We start from the raw sequence: 18,646 nt of genomic DNA, 5'->3' as shown, positions 1-18,646 counted from the left end.
TGTTGGTGCGTCGAACGCGCGGATTCATGTCGTCTCCTTCGCCGTGCACGACGGTCGCGCCTTTTGCACTGCTGCTGCAATGGCTGCGGCTACGGCTTAGGCGACGCTGTGACGACTTAGTAAGTGGCGCGGCCGCCGGACAGGTCGAAAACCGAGCCGGTGCTGAACGCGCAATCTTCGGAAGACAGCCAGAGAATCAGCGACGCCGCTTCTTCCGGCAACAGGAACCGGTTCATTGGGATCTTCGAGAGCATGTAGTCGATATGCTGCTGCGACATCGAATCGAAGATCTCCGTTTTGGCGGCTGCGGGCGTGACCGCATTGACGAGGATGTTCTTCGTCGCGAGTTCTTTGCCGAGGGATTTGGTCAAGCCGATGAGCCCGGCTTTGGAGGCGCTGTAGTGAGAGGCGTTCGGGTTGCCCTCTTTGCCGGCTACCGAGGCGATATTCACGATCCGGCCATAGCCCTGCTTGAGCATCTGCGGCACGACCGCGCGGCAGGTGAGATACGGGCCGACCAGATTCACGTCGATCACGCGGCGCCAGACCTCGGGGTCCAGCTCCCATGTCGTGCCGTTGCCGCCGGTAATGCCGGCGCAGTTGATCAGCACGTCGATCGCGCCATGGGCGGCAACCGTTTGTGCCACCGCCTGAACAACGGAAGCTTCCTGGGTGAGTTCGACCGTGACGGCCGTTACCTTGCCGAGTTCGCTGAGTTCGCGCTCGCTGCGTGCGAGGCGCTCGGCGTCGATGTCCCATAGGGCAACCGACGCACCCGAGTTCAGCGCCCGTTGGGCCACCGCGTAGCCAATGCCGCGCGCGCCGCCGGTGATAACGACGACACGCCCCTCCAGATCGATTCGATTCATCGCTGCGCTCCTGTGGCAAGCCCGGGCGGCTTGCCGTTCAGTTGTTGTATTTCTGCTGTTCGTGCTGCGTCTGCTTTCGTTCAGCCAATATACGAGCGGTGCGATGCGCTAACAATCCGTGTATTGAAGGGGGTGATAACAAAAGTGGATCGGTGAATAGTGGCTTGTGCGCCTGCGCGCTGTTGACGCTAAAGAGAGTCTGACGGCGCGCTCGCTATCGCGTCAACTAACGCCGACGATTCCGGCGCGGACTCAGGTGTATCGGAAACTGGAACTGGAGCAGCCTCATGGCGATGGACGTCATGCGTAACGAAGCCAAGGTCATGGCTTGGAACCTCGAACCAGTCGGGGTGACCAAACGAGCGGCGGATGTCCTCGAGGCCGCTCGCCCAATGTTCGCCCATGGTGTCGTTGCTGAACTCGTAGTCCTTGTAGTGACCTTCAAAAAACTTGTTCTTGTAGATGAGGTGCACGACATTGACCGCGCCGCCGTCTGCGACTTTCTGCGCCTGCCGGACAAGCGGGTGTGTGTGCCGCACATTCTCCGGAATGTGTTCAAGCAGTTCTTTAATCAGGCGAGCATGCTTCTGGCTCTGCGATACGAAGGCCGTGATGGCGCGGGTCCGGCTTGAGTATTGAATGTCCTTGGCCCGCTCCGCGACATCAAGGAAATCGCCTGGCAGTGTTCCCCCTGCGCTCCACAGATCGACCTGGAAAACCAGCGTATCCCTGTGCTGGCATTCCCTGACGATTTCCGTCAGCGGCGTATTGGAGACCAGACCTCCGTCCCAGTAAAATTCTCCGTCGATTTCCACCGCTGGAAAACCTGGCGGCAACGCGCCGGACGCCATAAAGTGCTCCGGCTCAAGACGAATCTGCGTGTTGTCGAAGTACACCAGATTGCCCGTGCGAACATTAACCGCGCCGACAGAGACGCGAACGTCCCCGTCGTTGATACGATCGAAATTGGCGTACTTGAGGAGCGTCGCACGCAACGCCGTCGTATCGTAAAAGCTCACCTCGTTCGGCTGTTTCTTCTCCACGCCTGCCATGGGTAGGGCAAAGCGCGGTGCAAAAAAGCCCTTCTGACCTTCAGTCAAAGCACGAGCGGCCGCCCACATGCTCGACCACTTGCGCCCAACGTTCGGAAACCCGAACGCTACCGGGACCAAAGCGCCAACGTGCCCCAGCAAGTCCGCTGGTTGACAGATGGTGTTCCAGAACCCGCGCAATGCTTCAACGCGATCCTCTGGCGCATTGCCCGCGATGATGGCGGTATTCAGCGCGCCAATCGAGATCCCCGAAATCCAGGTGGGTTCAACGCCCAATTCTGCAAGTCCCTCATAGACGCCGGCCTGATAGGAACCCAACGCGCCACCGCCCTGCAGGACCAAACCGATTTCGTCGTAGGAAGGTAGCTCAAGATGATTCGGTTGCTTCAATTTATTGCGTTGACTGTGGCGCATTGTCGGCTCCTTATTGCATGAACCAGCCGTGGCTGACCACGATCGACTGTCCGGTCAGTGCGGCTGATTCAAACCCTGCCAGGAAGGCCACCGTTCTGGCAACGTCGGCTACGGTGGTGAATTCACCGTCGACAGTTTCCTTTAGCATCACGTCCTTCACGACCTGAGCTTCCGACATACCGAGTGCTTTCGCCTGTTCCGGAATCTGCTTGTCAACCAATGGAGTCCGAACAAAACCCGGACATACGACATTCGCTCTCACGCCGCGCGAACCGCCCTCCTTCGCGACCACGCGAGCAAGACCGAGCAGACCGTGTTTGGCGGTAACGTAAGCCGACTTCAGCTTCGACGCCTCGTGTGAATGAACCGAGCCCATGTAGATGATGGCGCCGCCCTTTCCCGACGCGTACATATGCTTGATGGCCGCCTTCGTGGTTAGAAAGGCGCCGTCCAGGTGAATGGCGAGCATCTTCTTCCAGTCAGAATAGGCGTAGTCCTCAATCGGGTTGACAATCTGAATGCCCGCGTTCGACACCAATACGTCGATACCGCCAAGTAGGGCCACCGCTTCTTCGATACCTGCGTTGACCGCTTCTTCGCTGGTGACATCCATCGACACGGCAAGCGCTCTACCACCCGCGGCGGCGATACTGTCCGCGACCTGCTGCGCGTTTGCCAGATTCAGGTCCGCAATGACGACGGCCGCACCCTCCGAAGCCAGTTCGCGTGCGCATTGTTCACCGATACCGCTTGCTGCGCCCGTCACGAGCGCGACTTTTCCTTGCAACGACATGAGTTGCTCCTTGCTGAGTTATTGGTTCACGGCAAGCTTCAGGGCTTCCGCCGGGGCGAGATAGTCGTAAGCGACTTCGCCCACATCGAGGGTGAGATTTGCAATGACGTGTCGGGCGGCCACTACCCTTTTGACAGGCAGATCGGCGACCGGCGCCAACGCATGTGCATGCAGCTCGAGCGCAGCGGGACCCTCCCACGCACCGAGCACGGAAACGTCGCGCAGGTAGAAGCGTACGAGTTCGCAAATTCGCGGTGAGCCATCCACATGGGGGATCACCTTCAACAGATAATTGGGGGTGTCCGCGAGTTTCTTGCGTTCGGATTCGATATCGAGCGGGCGGTACTTGTAGCCCATCGTGCCAGTCGCGATCCGTTGCGTCCCGTAGTCGAGTGTGCCGAGCAACGTATCTTTTCCGTCCACGGATAAACGGGGTGACGCGAGCTTTTTCGGGAACCCCCAAATCTCCCGGCCACCGGCGATTGGACCTTCGTCGTCGAGATACATCGCGTGCGTATAGCTGGCTTTCCGGCCGGCTTCGTCCAGGACCGAGATAACCTGACCACTCTCTGTGTAGTCGCCAAAGCCTGATGAATCCGGCATCCGGATGAACTCGTAGTGGACCAGACCGTTGTCGACCGTCAGAGGCTCCGGCACGATCGCGCGAACCGCATCGATATCGGTCTCGTACGAAATGATGAAGTATTCGCGGTTGAGGAATCGAAATGGGGGACGCGGATAGGCCGGGTTATGCACCGGCATGGCGAAGGCATTCTTGCGGATTTCATCGAGTGTCACTGCAATTTCTTCCGTTGGATGGCGAAGGCACCATCCTAGAGGCAAGTCGCAGTAGCCTTCAGCGAAACGAACAAGACGGACGATGATTCCGCGACTGGCGTGTCGGGCGTCGAGCGTCCATCCCGCCTGGGTTTGAGCCGCGTTTATGCCGGTCTCGATGCCACATGGTCCAACTTCGCAAAACACTGTTGCAGGACGGATTTCGGCATTGAAGGGAACCCACGCTGAAGATTGGGAGTCACATGCCGGCTATGCGTCGTGATCAGCAACGCTCGATCTGCTCCCGGGGCGCGTGGCGAACGTCGGTACCCTTAACAATGTAGACAACAAGCTCGGCAATGTTGGTAGCGTGGTCGCCGATACGCTCGATGGCCTTCGCTATAGACAGATAGTGAAACCCCATCTGAATCGTCCCTGGATCTGCTGTCATTGAGGCGATGAGCCTGCGCACGAAAGCCCGGAACTCGTTATCGATGGCTTCGTCATCCCGGATAATCTGCGCAGCAGCAACGGTATCCATCCGCGCGAAAGCATCCAGCGCGTGACGAAGAATATCGGCGGCCATTTTGCCGGAGGCCTTGATTTCAGAAATATTGACGGTCCGCGTGCTGGCCTCCATAGCAATGCGGCGTGTTCGCTTCGCAATCTTTCGGGCCTCGTCGCCAGCACGCTCGAGGTTGGTGATGCACTTCGAGGCGGCCATCAGGAGCCGCAGGTCACGAGCAGTGGGCTGCCGACGCACGATGATGTTGCTAACCTCTTCGTCGATTTCTATCTCCATCGCGTTGAGCCGTTGTTCACCTTCGAGAACCTGGTCAACAAGTGTCAAATCGAACGTGTTCAATGCCTCAGTCGCGCATGCAATCTGCGCCTCCACCAAGCCGCCCATTTCGAGCAACCGGGTTAAAAGCAGGTTGAGGTCAAAATCAAACCCGCTGGAAAGATGCTTATCCGACATCTTCACTCCTCTGCCAAACTGGCTTGCGACACAACGCTCGGTGACACGGTGCCTCGATTCGTATGAACAGCGGCGGCTTTCGCATGGCCATTTGCGTGCCCGGGAAAGCGAATAGACTTTTTCATCACCGTTCTGATGCTGATTTCGCTCACGTCCATCTCCCGCCTGATAAACGATATAAACAGTATATACAGTTGTAGCGCATTTTCAGAAAGGCGTTGATGCAACTACCCAACAGATATGACCCGCAAGTTGTCCACATAATCTGTTCGCAAAGCTGTGGACAACTCACGGGAAAGCGGGGCAAGTAGCTGAAACGATTGGATTTGTGCAGTGCGCACCGAGGGCGTGCATTTAACGGGTGGTCACTGACGGACACCGGACTGTGGAGTAAGCGCATCTTTGGTCAAATGCGCGAAATAATCTTTGTAGACCAAACGACGGCAACCGGCTCTGCCTCAGCGATAGTTCGATTCAATTTGCATGCGGGCCGGATTCGCGGCTGAACGGTTACCAGGCCGTGCGCAATGTCTCATGCACGTTGTGCATGTGTTGCGTCTTCTGGTCTTGCAGATACTTAACGGCCGCTCTGACAATCTTTGACTCACCGAGCTGGAACGAATACTCCCGAAGCAACGTTTCGCTCGTGACGAGGTCATTGAGCGTGCCGAGTTCGTCCTGCACCGACCTCAAGCGCTCAATCGTGGTTTGATGACTGCCATCGAGAACCGGCAAAAAGAACTCCAGTAGATATCGCAGCTTCTTCCCTGCGATGCGCACTTCATGAAGCTCAACGTACCCTGAGTCTTTATCCGATGCCGCTCGCTTCACCCGCTTTTTCAACGCGCTCTCGGCTGATGCCACGCGGTCCTTGGCAAACGAGGCAAGCGCAGGCATGGTGGTCCGCGAATCGAGTTGCTGTCGAGCGCCTGTCAACGCGCGCTGAAGGATCTGCTCGACACCGGCATTCCCGATCGCTTTTCGACTGAACGACAAAGCGTCGGCACGATGCTCGTCCACAGACTCGAGAAGCGCGGCAAACGTGTGTTGGATCGACGGGTCAGTTGCAAGCAGGTCGCGCAGAATATCCCAGTCGCGCGTTTTGCCTGCCGCGTTGGCGAGGGATTTGAACTCGCCGCGTTGCAGCGCCGAGTCTTTCCTGTCAAGCAGCGGTTCGTACGCCCACCAGAGCGAACGCAACCGGCGCAGCGCGACGCGAAGCTTGTGCAGTACGTCAGGGTCTGCTTTCAAATGCAATGCGTGGGCACGCCGGGCGGCATCCGCGGAAATTGACGCCGCCAGACATGCAAACCCGTCTGCCGTCGACATGGACAGGCAGATCGAAGCCGCTCTCCCGCTGTCGTCGTCGGCAGTCGAGGTGGACGCTTCTGTTGTTGCCGACACGAGACTATGCGAGTTCATTTCCGGGACGCGCTCCAATACGACAGGATGTGCAGCGGCAGTCAGTGACGAATCGTTGCTCGGCGGGGGAATTCCACAGCGCGCCAGGAATTCGGACGCTATCGGCCTACTCACTCAAATCGTACAACGACAAATTCCCGAAAGCCAATGCCCCCGGCGCTTTCGAAGCTTACGGTTATGATGCTCAGAAAAATTCATCGAGACGTCCCTGCCCTTCACATGTTGACACCTGCCGTGATCAGCACGCCGTCTGCTGCCCGCAGCCAGGCGCTGGCAAGCTCGATTGGCACGAGATCGTCCGCCTCGTTCACCCAGAAATTAGAACAGGTACATTCCGGCCACAAAAATAACGCCCGAGAACAGCAGCGCCGTGACGCAGTAGCCCATGATGTCACGAACGCCTAACCCTGCAATGGCAAGCGCCGGAAGGGCCCAGAACGGTTGCGCCATATTTGTCCAGGCCTCGCCGTAAGCAATCGCCATCGCGGACTTGCCAAGATCCGCGCCAAGCGCTTGCGCGGCCGGCATCACAAACGGACCCTGCACGACCCAATGACCACCACCGGATGGCACGGCAAAGTTGATCAGTGCCGAGCTGAGGAAAGCGAGCAGCGGGAATGTGTGGACGTTGGCGATATCGACAAACCACTTGGTGATGACGCCCGCCAGGCCCGAGTGGTCCATCAGCGCCTGGATTCCGGCATAGAACGGAAACTGAATCATGATGCCGGACGCACCCTTCGCCGCCGCAGCTACGGCGCGCGCATACGCCATGGGCGTCTTGTGAAGAACAATGCCGGCGGCGAGAAACACCAGGTTGACGGTGTCGATATCAAGAACGAACCCTTTATTGATGAACCGGATGACCAGGAAGACGGCGCAGAGTGCTGCCACGAGAATGGCCAGTACACGGCTTTCTTCCATTCGCTCAGCGAATGTCGCGTCGGGAGAAAGTGTGCGCTCTACACTCGGCGGGTCCTGCAATAGGGCCGGGTCTACCGTGACCACGTCTTCGGGTTTCGGCATCATGAGTCTTGCCAGGATTGGCAAAAGAATAATGAGGCCGATGGTGATAAACGCGTTGTAGCCCGTAAAAAGCGTGTGCGAAACCGGAATCAGACCGACGGTCTTCTCCATCGGATTGCCCTTGGTGGCGGCGACGAGCGGCACAGAGCCAGAGAGGCCGCCATGCCACGTCAGGAAACCCATGTAAGCGCTCGCCACGAGCAGCCGATAGTCGGTTCCCTGGACGCGTCGCGCAACCTCTCGTGCAAGCATCGCCCCCAGGACGAGACCGAATCCCCAATTGATCGCGCAGGCAACGGCGCCGACAAACGCCACCAGCATCACCCCTTGACCTGGCGTTCGGGCCGAACTCGCCAGAGCGACGAGCACTCGCTTGACGGGTCCCGAGCTGGCCAGCGCGTGTCCCGTTACAAGAATCATCGCCATCTGCATCGAGAATGCGAGCAGGTTCCAGAATCCGGAGCCCCATAGCATCACGAGATCGGCAGGCGCTTTCGGTGTCAAACCAAGTGCGAGCGCGAAGGTGACACCGGTGAGCAAAATGGCAAAAATCAGGGGGTCTGGCAACACACGATGCACCACCTGAGTGAAAAAAACGGAAATACGCTGAATCAATTGTCTGCTCCTCGTCGCCTGTATGAATTCGGCCAACTGTCCTTGTTATGGGCGGTAAGCCGCGCGCGCCGATTTTTGCATACAACGAAAAATCCTGTGCTGAGGAGGGCCACTGCTGTTTTGCTGTTGCAGTCGTTGGAGCGCGCCCTTGATAGCGTGCAATCCTCCGACGTTCAACAGGGACATATCAGGCTATATCGCCGCGATGCAGTCCGATTTCGAATCCATTCGCACGTATTCCCCGTATATGCGGTCAGAGCCACGCAATGACGCATGGCAACTCAGCGGGAGTACGCAATGAAATACAAGACTATGTTCGTCGCTGTCGCATTGTCGGCAGCAGTTTCAGGCGCCTTTGCCGCCAGCGACACGGTCATGGTCGGCGGTCAGGCCATGTACCCGAGCAAGGACATCGTGGACAACGCCGTCAACTCGGCCGACCACACCACGCTGGTTGCCGCGGTCAAAGCCGCGGGCCTCGTCGATACGTTAAAGGGCCCCGGCCCGTTCACGGTGTTTGCGCCGACGAACGAGGCTTTCGCGGCTTTACCGGCCGGCACGGTCGATACGCTGGTCAAGCCAGAAAACAAGGCCATGCTGACCAGCATCCTGACGTACCACGTCATTCCGGGGCGCTATGACTTCCGCAAGCTCGACCAGGCGATCAAGGCGGGAGGCGGCAAGGCAGAGCTGAAAACAGTCAATGGAGAGCCGCTGACGTTCACTGAGAACGGCCCGCACAACATCGTAGTCATGGATGCCAGTGGCCACACCGCCGACATATCGACCTACGACGTCACTCAGAGCAACGGCGTCATCATGGTAGTCGACAAGGTTCTGATGCCGAAGTAGCGGGGTCAGTGCATCGTCACGGGATTGATTTCAGCGCAGCCCTGTCACTTTCGGTGCCGAGCCACGACTGACACACATGCATCGCACCTGGACGCAGCCCATGGCTGCTCTGTTCAGGTGCGAGCAACTGCTTGCGCGTTGCCGCTGCGCAAAGTGTCAGCCCTTAGCGGCAATTAGCGGCATAAAGGAATTCGGCGCTGCCAAGGCACGAGCCGGCATCACAGGAGAAACACCATGAAAAAGTTGACGATGAAATCTCTGTTCGCGCGTGTCGCTGTCGCGTCGCTCTGTGCGTGCGCCGCGACGTTTGCGCAGGCTGGAGGGAATGGCAACGGTGGAAATGGCAGCGGCGGCGCTCACGGTGCCGCGACCGCGGGGATGACGTACCACGGCGAGCCCGTCTCGAGCCCGTGGAACCGGGCTCCTGGCGACATGAGCAAAAGCGCGGACACCACGAGCGGCATGGACAAGTCCACGATGCACTCCGAAGACAGCAGCATGTCAACCAGGACTGACCAGTAAGACTGTCAGGACTGCCGACACGCGGCCGTTTCCACGTCAGGTCGCTCCCGATCTGCGATGCCGGTACTTCCGCGGTGCTGTAGTTTCAGCGATATCGGCATCTTTCGTCCTGCCGGCGGCGCATCTGACTTTTGTCACTGCGCCGCCCGTTTTGCCCGCGGTTTAATAGCGGTGGTAATAGCCTCCTGCAGGCACAACGATGCAACCGCCCAGCGCGCTTCCAAGACATACCGCCATCAGCGTTAGCGCAAGAATTCTTTTCATAACGTGCCTCACTTGTAAGTTGTGAACGCACTATATTCAGGGAGCAGATTACCGGTGTTTTTGTGTGTAACGAGACGTGTAATTTGAAACACCTGCCTGCCCGGCCGCTGCCTCGGCAATGCTAGAGGCCCCCTGCACCTCACGTGCCCGCAGGAATCCCCTGACCAGTTTCGGCATACCCCGCTTCCGAGCCCGGCAATCGAAGCATGCTTGCAATGGCATCTCCCGAGACAGCGGCGCTGTACAGGAACCCTTGCCCCTCGATACACCCGTGCTCGACCAGAAATCCCCGCTGTACGTCCGTCTCGACGCCCTCCGCAATGACATCGAATTTCAAGGCCTCAGCGATGGCAATGACGGCGAGTGTCAGCGCTTCGTATTCTGTCCCCCGGCCAATTTCATGCACAAAAACCTTGTCGATCTTGATGCGGTCGATACTGAAGCGCTTCAGATAGCTCAAGCTCGAATAGCCTGTTCCGAAATCGTCGATGGCGACTTTTACGCCGAGTTCGCGCAAGTCGTGGAGTACCCGGGCCGCGTCATCGGCGTTGCGCATCAGCGCGCCTTCCGTCACTTCCAGCTCAAGCAATTCGGCCGGACAGCCCGCGTCGTGCAATGCTCCACGCACCACGCTCACAATGTCGGAGCGCTCCAACTGAAGCGGGGAGACGTTCACCGAAACACGAATCGCAGGGAGGCCCTCCTCCCGCCACTTGCTTACCTGCAGACAGGCGGTTCGAAGTACCCATTCGCCGATGCCTTGAATCAGGCCCGTTTCTTCGGCAATCGGAATGAAGACAGCAGGCGACACAGCACCAAGTTCTGCATCGTGCCAACGCAACAATGCTTCAGCGCCGAAGATACGCCCGGTGACCATGTCGATTTGAGGTTGATACGCCACCTGAAGCGCTTTGGCCTTCACTGCCCGCCGCAGCCGGGTTGACAGCTGCAAGCGCTCGGCAGCGGCTCGATTCAGCTCGGGCCGGTAAAACTGATAGCCGTTGCGCCCGTGCGATTTCGCCAGATACATCGCCGCGTCAGCATTGCGAATCAACGTATCGGCATCGGAACCGTCTTGTGGATACGTGGCGACGCCGATGCTGGCCTCGACATACAGCTCCCGCTCGCCGACGTAGAACGGTTCGGTCATCGCGGCAATCACGCGGTCAAGCATGGGTATGAGTTGCTCACCGCCTGAACGCGCGGCAACGATGATGAACTCGTCGCCACCGTAACGCGCCACCAGGTCATTAGAGCGGACCAGTCGCTGCAATCGTCTTGCCACGCTCGCCAGCAGGGTGTCGCCCACGCGATGACCCAGGGAGTCATTGACCTCCTTGAAGCGGTCAAGGTCGAGGAACATGACCGATACCTCGCTGCCGGCCTCCGATGCGCGTCTGATCGCTTCACCCAGTCGTTCATCGAGCAAGGTGCGATTGGGCAGTTCCGTCAGCGCATCGTATCGTGCCTGGTGTTCGAGGCGCGCCTGATATTCCACCAGCGCCGTCACGTCGCTCATGACACCCACATGGTGGGTCACATGCCCTCGCTCATCGCGCACGGGCGCCACCAGCACGTTATTCCAGAAACGCTCACCGTTCTTTCGAAGACAGAGCAGCGTGACATTTGCCTCTGTATTGCAGTCCATGGCATGCCGAACTTCAGCCCATTTTTGGGGTTCACCCGCCAGCCTGAACAAAGAGTCGCAATCCACCCCCGTCACTTCGCCGGATGAATACCCCGTGATGCGCTCGAACGCTGCGTTAGCAAAAATCACGACGTTCAGATCCTGCCGCACCTCGGCAATCACAATCCCATTGATACTCGCGTCTATCGCTCTGCCTTGAAGACGCAACGCCAGTTCGGCTTTGCGCCGGGCCGTGATGTTCTCGTAGGCGATCAGAACACCGACGACCGCTCCGTTCTGGTTTTCCAACGGGAGCTTGGTTTCGGAGATCCACACTTCCGTTCCATCGACGGCGATAGCCGTGCGCTCGAAATGGCGCCGGGTGAGCTCACCCGACATGACTCGCACATCTTCGAGTTGCGACGCGCTGGCATCGTCCCCCCAAAGCAGATCGAAGTCGCTCAACCCGATAAGCGTGTCTCGGGATGGCAAGCCGGCATCGCGCGCATAGATTTCATTGCCGCCAACGTAGCGGTGTCTGGCGTCCTTCCAGGCGATACCTTGGGGAATATGGTCGAGCACGTACTCAAGCGTCTGCTTGGATTCGAACAGTTCGGCTCTCGCGACCATTTCCAGCGTGACGTCCACCATGACGGACATCGTGGCGGCGCGACCTTCAAACGAAACATTCAGGTGGTGAACGTCCATGGACCTTCGCTCGCCCGACCGGGTCTGGTGAACCCAGACGCCGACTGCCTGCGTCTCGCCGGATGTGATCCCTGGCTTTGACTGAAAGACCTCCTTCAGACGGCTAAATTCTTCCGCGGGATGAACATCTTCCAGCGACATCCTGAGCAGTTCGGATTCCTGATAGCCGAAGGTCCGCTGCGCGGCATCATTGACGGCGACAATGCTCAGCGACTGATTGTCGTATATCCATATGGGCAACGGATGCTCATCGAAGAACCGCTGATACCGGGCGCGCGCGCCGTCAGCCAAACGAAGCGCCGCACGGAGCCGCCTGGCTATTCGCGCGTTCCAGCGCATCAGGGTGAGCAGCAGCGCCGCAGCCGTTAAACCGCTCGCGAGCAGCGCAGCGGACACCTTTTTTGCGTCCGACGAAGACCGACCGACAACGGAATCGAGCGTGGCATCGGCTTCCATACGGACACCGACGACGTGTTCGAGAACGCTGTAGAAGTAAGCATCGATCTCGCTCAACGCCGGGTCTCCAATACCCACGCTGCCAGGACGCTGATTGACCCGTTTTGCCAACGCATTGCTGCGTTCGCCGAGCTTTCGCATCATGTCGTCGAGTTCGTTCAGGCGCGAGACGCAATCGCCTCGGCCACGACATTCGACGCGCGCATCCGCCGTCAACTCGAGAAGCGTCGACATCGGAAAGGTGTAGCCGGCGCGCTTGTAAAACGGACGCGTGCTAATCAGCGTGTAGAGTTCGCCATGTTCGTCAAGCATCATCTGCTGGACCTGGTCGAGGTCGTGTTTCAGTCGACCCGATTCCCGCAGCGTGCTGAGTGAATTTTCCTGCTCGGAGGTCTGGCGGTGCGCCAGAAACGTGTTGATGCCAATCGCAAAGAGAATGAAAGCGACTGCAATGGCCACGAAAACTTTGCGGGCGAACTCCCGGTTGAGCGTCAACCCTGCGAGAGCTATCGTTTCACGTTGCCGCGGCGGCCCGCTGTTCGAACGATTGGGGTGCGGCTTTACCATACATGGCCTCATGTCCATCAGACCGTCAAGATAACGGCCCGCAAGAGGAATTTCTTAAGCGTCGCGCGCGTGAATTTACGGGCACGACGACGGAAAAATGGATGTATGGATTCAGGAACGCAGCACGCCCTTCAGGCGCACCAGTTCTGCCGGTCTGGTGTATGACCGGTACAGTTCGCCAACCGTGCCGAATGCCAGGGCTGGTTTGAGCGTCGCGCCGGGAAGCGCGTCTGAAATCCAGTCAAAAGCATTCATTTCACGTTGAGCGGCATGTACCGCGGCGGTGAGTACAGTAAGGGCTTGCTCGGCGGAGTGGCCGCCAAGGTCAACGAAGCAGTTCTCAAAGGGATGCTTCGTTACAGTTTCGACGTGTAACACTGATTTTTGAACGCCCAAATCAACCTCCTACTCGGAATGCACCTCCTGTATATCAACCGATTGTGACAATGCGTCGCTTTATGTGGCCAAAGATGCGACTCGGCTCGAGGGAGCGCTCCGGTTGCGTCGCCCTCCTCGCTGCCATTAGTCAGCTGCCACTAATCAGTACAGGCCGGACACGCCAGCGCTTCCTCGGCCACCGCCTGCTTGCTGCGCCCAAAGCTCGCGAGCGCCGCCAGCCCCAGCAGCGCCAAACCGCTGCCGAAGAGAAAATCGGCGGACATGCCGACATGGTCGACCACCACGCCGCCAATGAGCGATCCCAACGCGATGGCAACCTAAATGATGCTGACAAACAGCGCCGAGCCCGCCTCCGGCGAATCCGGCGTGGCGCGCTGAATCCAGACGCTGAAACACAGCGGCAGCGCGCCGAACGACACACCCCATGCAAGGACGAGCGCGGCGACGCCGATCGGCGATTGTTGCAACAGCGGCATCGCCGAAAGCGCGAGCATCAGCAGAGAAACCATCGCGCCCACGGACAATTTCAGGTTGCGCGTCACCGTCGATGAAACGGCGAAGTTCGAGATGAACCCGATCATGCCGAAGCCGAGCAGCAGCCAGGTAATCGTCGACATCGTGAGATTCGCGTTACGCAGCAGGAACGGGGTGATGTACGTGTACGAGGAGAAATGCGCGCCGAATACGAGCCCCACCATCAGCATGCTTCTACGCGGATGCGGCCGGCGCAGCAGCGCCACGAGATCGCGCAGCCGCAATGCGGCAGACGACGGCAAGGACGGCACGAAGACGAACTGCGCCACGAGCGCGACGGCGACGAGTACGCCGGTTGCCAGGAACGAAGCACGCCACGACGCGAAGCTGGCAATGAATGTGCCGAGCGGCACACCGATCACCGTCGCACAGGTCACGCCGGTCAGGATCGTTGCCATGGCCTTGGCCGAATCCTTCGGCTGCACGAGGCGGCCCGAGGCAGCCGTCGCCAGGGTCCAGAATCCGCCCAACGCCGCACCGAGCAACGCACGTCCGATCAGCATGACCAGAAAATCGGGCGCAAAAGCGGAAATCAGATTGGAGGCCAGCAGCAAGGCCGTGAGCAACAGAAACACGCGCCGGCGATCCATCCGCCCGGCCACAAGCATCAAAACCGGGCGCGGAGATAGCGGCAATCACACCCGGCACGGTGACCATCAATCCTGCGGTGCCAGGCATCACGCCCAGTTCCGCCGCGATGCGCGGCAGCAGCCCAACGGGTAAAAACTCCGTGGTCACGAAGGCAAAAGCACCGATTGCAACGGCCACGACGGCGAGCCACGAGCGCAGGGACGACGAGGCACTATCGTCTGGCGAGGCTATGCTCGCCGACAGATTATCTTCCATTAACATAGTATTGTTTGCGAGTAACTCAACAACGGATGGGATTGGAGCAGCCGCACCGCACTAATCCATTCACAGGCGCCATTCACGGAAGGCAACTCGTGAATAAAAAAAGCAGGCGGTATTGGCCTGCATATGATTGCGATCGGAAAAAAACAGTGGGTGAAACCCTGAATGGAAGACACCTTAACATCGTATTAAATCGCCCGCTGACCACACCGTAGAATTGCAGTTAGGCGTGTGGGTATTCCGGTCAGGGTGCCGTGGCGCGAATGGGTGAGAGGCGGTGTGTGCTGCTTCCCCACCGCCTCGTGAACTGCTGGCCTGCTATTGGCCAAAGTAGATCCTGCATTGCGACCCGGAAGAGCATGGCTGTTGCTCCCGGCCGCCCGCCTGCACAGCGCCTGCGGCCACACCGCCATAGGAGACGTTTTGCACCGGTTGAGCGGAAGGCATCATGCCTTCGCCATACGGCATGTCGGTAATGTCTTGCGCTGATTCGTTTGCGTTTTGCATTAACGCCCGGCTTGACGCAGCGGCGCCCTGCTGGGTATCCAGTGCGCCGGCCGTATTCGGCGCCAGAATCAGCGCGGCGCTTGCCAACGCCATCAGTAAACGTAGTTTCATGTCCAGACTCCTCGAATCCGGCGCAGCAGCGCTCATCCCCTTCAAAAAAGAATTGATCCGCGAAAAAACGTCATGTCACCAAATCGAACTGACGGACGGGCGAATGCCTATGCGGGACTGCTGCGGCGAGTCACCGAATTAAACGAGTAAATAGTTGCCAGACCTGAAACCGATGTCAGGCGTGCATGCGCGCCTAGCCGGAATCGGTCGCCACCAGGCTGGAAACGCGGAGTGTTGCTCCGCTGTTTCGTTATAGGTCGGCCACTCAGGATTTCAAACCCGGCGGTGCACGCTGTGAGCGACGCCGGTTGCCGCCCGGTCGGGGCCATACAACAACAAAATCAGCCCGCGAGGCGCGTGCTTTACCCGAACAGTGCGCTATGATGCTGGCATAACGTATAAAAATCAGCCCCGCGCGAGGCACCGGCGAGAGACGGAGCGTGGGCGTGAGACCGGCGATTCGCCATCAGTGCGTCGTCATCACCGTTTTTTCCATAGCGGCCGTAGGGCTTACCCAGCCCACACCTGCTGAGCGGCGAAGCACTTGAATATTCACTGATTGGCGCGGCCAGCCGTATAGGCGGCCTCACCGGGTATATGCAGTAACGCATTTTATTTTATGAAGCAGCGTTTTTTGACGCTGCCAATGGGATTTCCTTCGATCAAACCCTTTACCGCGGGCTGACCCCATTCACGTGGGCTCAAAGCTTTCGCGGCCTCCCCTTGCAATCTGCAACTGACAGAACGCCAGACGCTTTAGAAGGACGAATATCTTATGGACGAAAGGAAGCGAGATAGCATGATTGCGTATCTCCGCCATCGCATGGAAGAGTTTGGTATCAAACCAGAAGACCTCGCCGCCGTACTGGCAGCCGAACCGAAGGGGCAAAAGACTGCACGCTACCGTAGCGCAACTGGAGATAGCTGGGACGGCCAGGGTGAAATGCCCCAATGGCTTAAACAGGCAATCAGCGCAGGTCAATCAATTGACCACTTCGAATTGTCGGCTACGCCGGCACCCGCCCCGCAGCCGAAAAAACAGGTGGACTGGGTAAACGACCCGTTCGCAGGCAGCCCGCTTGCGCGCCAGAACAACCGCTAGGCCGGCGTCTCCGCGCTCGCGGCAGTTTCCCGCGCCGCCGCGTACTGCGGCGATTCGATGAATGCGCTGACCTGCCGCACGATTTGCCAGAACACCTTTTCAAACGCGCGGACTCGCTCCGGCTCGGACATTCCGTCGGCGAGCGGATCGGCGAAGATCCAGCTACACAATGAAGGCGCTCCGGGAAAGAGCGGCGCATGATGCCCGGCGACGCATTCGTCCATGGCGATGACGAGGTCCATCCGCGGCGCCCATTCGCCCGTGAATTCCAGCCAGCTTTTCGGGCTGAGCACGCCGAGCTCCGATATACCCGGCCGCAATTGCGCGATCGCAATGGGATGAACGCGCCCGGTGGGCTCCGGCCCCGCGCTGAATGCGTCGAACCGGTGTCCAGCCAGTTCGCGCAGTAAAGCTTCCGCAATGATGCTGCGTGCTGAATTCTCGCGACAGAGAAACAGCACTTTGTATTTTCTGGTCACGCTCACCCCGTACACATGTTTTTTTAGCTATCTGTGTCATTCTGCCGGCCCAGTCTTGCGACCTTCGTGACACTACGATGTCTTAATTTGTTGCGCCACGAGAATTTTTACCAGGGCGGTCAAGCCACGGGCATCGCATGTTGTGTTTGCGACGGGGTGCAGCAGCGCAAATTGGAGTCTTTCAATATGCTGTCGAACGCGCGCCGGTCCAGCGGCGGCCTTCGCGGCACGGCCGGTGAAATGCCGCTGCGTTTTCGCATGGCGGCTTCTCCTCAGACGGAAGCCTCGCTGTCGGGCCGTTCGGTCACGATCCGATTCGCCGCGTCGCTTTTGGAGTCGGACGCCGCCGGTGACGTTTCGAACAGCATCGCCGCGGGCTGCGCGTTGATCGCCTTGACGCCGTTCGCGATGCCGGGCGCTGCGACGTATGGGATGAACGCCGCCAATGCGACAACAAAAATAAAGGTAACCATGGCCGTCGTACCTCTCGGAATCTGCAACGTGGAGGTCAAGCGAACATGTCACAGACGTATCTGTGAGTTTAGAAGCGGTTACCCAAACGCCGAAGGCCGCTCTCTATATCAATTCGGTCTAGGTCTCTGGTCTAGCGGCCACAATCGTCTTTTCAAAAGCGCAAGCCGTTCAGGAACTGGAACCAGAGTCCACCCAGTACGCCGGCCGGGTGGGCATCGCTTGCACTTTCTTCGCGCTTGCCGGAGTGGGCGTGGTTAGTCGGCGTGTCGCGATTGGCGGCACCGTCGTTCATGGCGGTCGCCTCCTCCTCGGCTGAAACGTCAGGGATGTCAGGGACGTCCGCCGCTTTTGCTGCCGCCTCGGCAGCGGCCTCCGGCTTTTCCACCTCCGGCGCCTCCTCCGCCTTGCGCCGCGACGCCTGCAGGGCCGACACACTGTCGGCGATCTGCGTGGCCCGCTGTGTCTCGCATCGGCGTCCTAGCAGCACGCCGAATAGCACGTCGCGATTGTGGCCTTCGTCGGCGAAACGCATGGCGAGCGACACCATTTCGGCGTAGGCCGCTTCGTCCGCTGCACGCGTTGCCGCCTCGCGTTCGGCCTGCGCTTTTTGCTGGCGCGCACGCTGTGCTTCCCAGCCGCGCATCTGCTCGCTATAAACCGAGTCGTACACCTTGCGCTGCGCCGCATCGGAGAGGATCGCGTAAGCGTCCTTGATTTCCTGGAAGGTGGCGCGTGCCACGGCTTCGGCGCCGTTGTTGCGATCCGGATGCCATTTCATCGCGGCCTTGCGGTAGGCCCGTTTGATTTCTTCGTCTGTGGCATGCATGTGCACACCGAGCGTGTCATATAGGGTTGCCATTGCGTGTTCGACCTCGCCGGGAATCGCGTCGCGAGTCATCGTAGCATGCGAAAAACGGCTTTATCGTGAAGCGGTGCGCGCTTGTGCCACCTCTATGCCATGTCTATGCCACCGAAAGGCCAGACGAAAAAAAGGCCTCGCCACTGACGTAGCGAGGCCGAGTCCCATGTCAAGGAGATGTCATGGAGGAGACGACTCGATCATAGCCGTGCATCATCGCGCCCCCAAACAATGGATCGCCATATGCTTATCCGGCGCGGCTTCAACTGCTTCGCACAAAGCGGCGTATCGGGTTCGAAACATCCGTCAGACGGCTCACTGAGCCGGCGATAATCCCGGGCGGTTATATCGTTAGAACAAAAAGTCGCTTCGCCCGGGTCGCGGCG

Annotated in this window: 16 protein-coding genes and 1 pseudogene; 3 read left to right on the top strand and 14 right to left on the bottom strand. The window is 58.9% G+C overall.

Annotated features, from left to right (window positions below; all coding sequences use genetic code 11):
* Window positions 1–116 precede the first annotated feature (116 nt).
* The 7 genes from B0G76_RS23520 to B0G76_RS23490 form a co-directional block, all read right to left on the bottom strand.
* Complete coding sequence (locus B0G76_RS23520; protein WP_120294664.1) at window positions 117–869, bottom strand: SDR family NAD(P)-dependent oxidoreductase; 753 nt, start codon at window positions 867–869, stop codon at window positions 117–119.
* A gap of 188 nt (window positions 870–1,057) precedes the next feature.
* Window positions 1,058–2,335: a patatin-like phospholipase family protein gene (locus tag B0G76_RS23515; RefSeq protein ID WP_120294663.1), complete on the bottom strand. Its 1,278-nt coding sequence runs from the start codon at window positions 2,333–2,335 to the stop codon at window positions 1,058–1,060.
* A gap of 10 nt (window positions 2,336–2,345) precedes the next feature.
* The gene (locus B0G76_RS23510; protein ID WP_120294662.1) at window positions 2,346–3,128 is read right to left on the bottom strand and encodes a 3-hydroxybutyrate dehydrogenase; all 783 of its coding nucleotides are present in this window, start codon (window positions 3,126–3,128) and stop codon (window positions 2,346–2,348) included.
* Window positions 3,129–3,146: 18 nt separating this feature from the next.
* Window positions 3,147–3,926: an acetoacetate decarboxylase gene (locus tag B0G76_RS23505; protein WP_120294661.1), complete on the bottom strand. Its 780-nt coding sequence runs from the start codon at window positions 3,924–3,926 to the stop codon at window positions 3,147–3,149.
* A 262-nt stretch (window positions 3,927–4,188) separates the two neighbouring features.
* Window positions 4,189–4,884 carry a phosphate signaling complex protein PhoU gene (phoU, locus tag B0G76_RS23500; RefSeq protein ID WP_120294660.1) on the bottom strand — a complete coding sequence of 232 codons (696 nt, stop codon included), beginning with the start codon at window positions 4,882–4,884 and terminating at the stop codon, window positions 4,189–4,191.
* Between the two features lie 510 nt (window positions 4,885–5,394).
* Window positions 5,395–6,306, bottom strand: a complete 912-nt coding sequence (locus B0G76_RS23495) for a CHAD domain-containing protein (RefSeq protein WP_120294659.1) — start codon at window positions 6,304–6,306, stop codon at window positions 5,395–5,397.
* A gap of 318 nt (window positions 6,307–6,624) precedes the next feature.
* Window positions 6,625–7,947 carry a TIGR00366 family protein gene (locus B0G76_RS23490; RefSeq protein ID WP_120294658.1) on the bottom strand — a complete coding sequence of 441 codons (1,323 nt, stop codon included), beginning with the start codon at window positions 7,945–7,947 and terminating at the stop codon, window positions 6,625–6,627.
* Window positions 7,948–8,244: 297 nt separating this feature from the next.
* Here B0G76_RS23490 and B0G76_RS23485 point away from each other — a divergent pair, with 297 nt between their 5' ends.
* Window positions 8,245–8,799: a fasciclin domain-containing protein gene (locus B0G76_RS23485; RefSeq protein ID WP_120294657.1), complete on the top strand. Its 555-nt coding sequence runs from the start codon at window positions 8,245–8,247 to the stop codon at window positions 8,797–8,799.
* Between the two features lie 234 nt (window positions 8,800–9,033).
* Window positions 9,034–9,321, top strand: coding sequence for a hypothetical protein (locus B0G76_RS23480; RefSeq protein WP_259460688.1), 288 nt, complete (start codon window positions 9,034–9,036; stop codon window positions 9,319–9,321).
* 403 nt (window positions 9,322–9,724) lie between these two features.
* On the opposite strand, the gene B0G76_RS23475 is transcribed toward B0G76_RS23480, so the two are convergent.
* The 4 genes and pseudogenes from B0G76_RS23475 to B0G76_RS23460 form a co-directional block, all read right to left on the bottom strand.
* Window positions 9,725–12,961 carry an EAL domain-containing protein gene (locus B0G76_RS23475; protein WP_120294656.1) on the bottom strand — a complete coding sequence of 1,079 codons (3,237 nt, stop codon included), beginning with the start codon at window positions 12,959–12,961 and terminating at the stop codon, window positions 9,725–9,727.
* A 93-nt stretch (window positions 12,962–13,054) separates the two neighbouring features.
* Window positions 13,055–13,339 (bottom strand): hypothetical protein, encoded by a 285-nt coding sequence (locus B0G76_RS23470; RefSeq protein ID WP_120294655.1) that lies wholly within the window; start codon window positions 13,337–13,339, stop codon window positions 13,055–13,057.
* Between the two features lie 140 nt (window positions 13,340–13,479).
* A pseudogene (locus tag B0G76_RS23465) lies at window positions 13,480–14,728 on the bottom strand (MFS transporter).
* A 318-nt stretch (window positions 14,729–15,046) separates the two neighbouring features.
* Window positions 15,047–15,346, bottom strand: a complete 300-nt coding sequence (locus B0G76_RS23460; RefSeq protein WP_120296716.1) for a hypothetical protein — start codon at window positions 15,344–15,346, stop codon at window positions 15,047–15,049.
* Window positions 15,347–16,121: 775 nt separating this feature from the next.
* Between B0G76_RS23460 and B0G76_RS23455 the strand changes: the two genes are divergently transcribed.
* Window positions 16,122–16,448 (top strand): H-NS family nucleoid-associated regulatory protein, encoded by a 327-nt coding sequence (locus B0G76_RS23455; RefSeq protein ID WP_120294654.1) that lies wholly within the window; start codon window positions 16,122–16,124, stop codon window positions 16,446–16,448.
* On the opposite strand, the gene B0G76_RS23450 is transcribed toward B0G76_RS23455, so the two are convergent.
* The 3 genes from B0G76_RS23450 to B0G76_RS23440 form a co-directional block, all read right to left on the bottom strand.
* Window positions 16,445–16,927: an arsenate reductase ArsC gene (locus tag B0G76_RS23450; protein WP_120296714.1), complete on the bottom strand. Its 483-nt coding sequence runs from the start codon at window positions 16,925–16,927 to the stop codon at window positions 16,445–16,447. The two genes, B0G76_RS23455 and B0G76_RS23450, sit on opposite strands and share 4 nt — an antisense overlap.
* A 272-nt stretch (window positions 16,928–17,199) precedes the next feature.
* On the bottom strand, window positions 17,200–17,400 hold the full coding sequence (locus tag B0G76_RS23445) for a hypothetical protein (protein WP_120294653.1): 201 nt from the start codon (window positions 17,398–17,400) through the stop codon (window positions 17,200–17,202).
* Window positions 17,401–17,552: 152 nt separating this feature from the next.
* Entirely contained in the window at window positions 17,553–18,260 is a 708-nt protein-coding gene (locus tag B0G76_RS23440) for a J domain-containing protein (protein WP_120296712.1), read from the bottom strand.
* Window positions 18,261–18,646: the final 386 nt, after the last annotated feature.

The organism is Paraburkholderia sp. BL23I1N1 (assembly GCF_003610295.1).
Classification (GTDB): Bacteria; Pseudomonadota; Gammaproteobacteria; order Burkholderiales; family Burkholderiaceae; genus Paraburkholderia.
Note: the sequence above shows the minus strand (reverse complement) of the source record. Positions and strands in the feature narration are given on the sequence as shown.